This is a genomic window from Streptomyces sp. AK02-01A, from assembly GCF_033795305.1.
In the GTDB taxonomy this organism is placed as follows: domain Bacteria; phylum Actinomycetota; class Actinomycetes; order Streptomycetales; family Streptomycetaceae; genus Streptomyces.
In genome coordinates this window covers 1-1111 of the sequence record NZ_JARBAE010000123.1, presented here as the reverse complement: position 1 = coordinate 1111, position 1111 = coordinate 1, and the positions used below count along the sequence as shown (strand labels likewise).

At 67.0% G+C, this 1111-nt stretch carries 1 protein-coding gene and 1 pseudogene; both read right to left on the bottom strand.

From position 1 onward, the window contains the following. Nucleotides 1-33: 33 nt before the first annotated feature. The gene (locus PV679_RS36000) at nt 34-930 is read right to left on the bottom strand and encodes an IS3 family transposase (RefSeq protein ID WP_319685494.1); all 897 of its coding nucleotides are present in this window, start codon (nt 928-930) and stop codon (nt 34-36) included. Beyond that, a pseudogene (locus PV679_RS35995) lies at nt 927-1111 on the bottom strand (hypothetical protein); the annotation flags it as partial. The pseudogene PV679_RS35995 and the gene PV679_RS36000, both read right to left, overlap by 4 nt.

Genomic DNA, 1111 nt, shown 5'->3' with positions numbered 1-1111 from the left:
TGAAGTTTCCCCGTGATCATGGACACGTTTCCGTTATGCCGCGAGGGCCTGTCCCTGCTGGTAGCGCAGGCGTGTTTCGTGGGGCGTGAGGTAGCCCCAGCGGATGTGCTTGCGCAGTCTGCGACGGTTGTAGAAGGTCTCGATGAACGCGAAGATCTCGGCGCGAGCGGTAGCCCGGTCGGACCAGAATCGGGTACCGATCTCCTCTTTGAGGACCGCCCAGAAACTCTCGGCCGCGGCATTGTCGTAACAGATCCCGGTCCGCCCCATGCTCTGGCGCCCTCCCAACTCACTTATCCGGGAACGGAGTTGGCTGGATGTGTATTCGGATCCGCGGTCCGAGTGGATCATGCAGCCGGCGTCCAGGCGGCCCATGTTCGCGGCCATGTCCAGGGCGTCGACGACAAGGTCGGCGCGGTGGTGATCGGCCATGGAGTAGCCGATGACCTCGCGGGTGGCCAGGTCGAGCCAGCCGGCGAGGTAGAGCCATCCCTCGGCGGTGGGGATGTAAGTGATGTCCCCGACGATCTTCTGTCCGGGACGGTCGGCGTGGAAATCGCGGCCGATCAGGTCCGGAGCCGGGGCGGCACTGGCGTCCTGCTTGGTGAGGCTGCGGCGGCCGGTGCGCCGGGTGTGGCCGGCGATGCCGTGCTCACGCATCACGCGCGCGAGGCGCTTGCGGTTGACCGGGCGGCCCAGGCGGCGCAGTTCGGCGTTCACACGCGGGACCCCGTAGGTTCCCCTCGATGCGAGGTGGATCACGGTGATCTCGTGGACCAGGGCCTCGTCGGCCTGCCGCCGCATCTGTCGGGCCTCGATACCCGCGACCCAGGCGTAGTAGGTGGAGCGGGCCGTCTTCATCACCCGGCACAACAGAACGGTCGTGAAGTTCGCCTTCTCCGCGTGGATGAACCGGCATATCGCGCTCACCGGTCGCTCTCCTTCGCGAAGAAAGCTGTCGCTTTTTTTAGGATCTCGATCGTCTTCGCCTGCTCCACGGTCAGTTTCCGCAGCCGCTTCAGCTCCGCCGCGTCCGCGTCCGACGACCCCGGCGACTCCGCCGCGGGCGGCCCGGCCTCGGCGGCCCGGGCCTTCTTCACCCAGCCGCGCA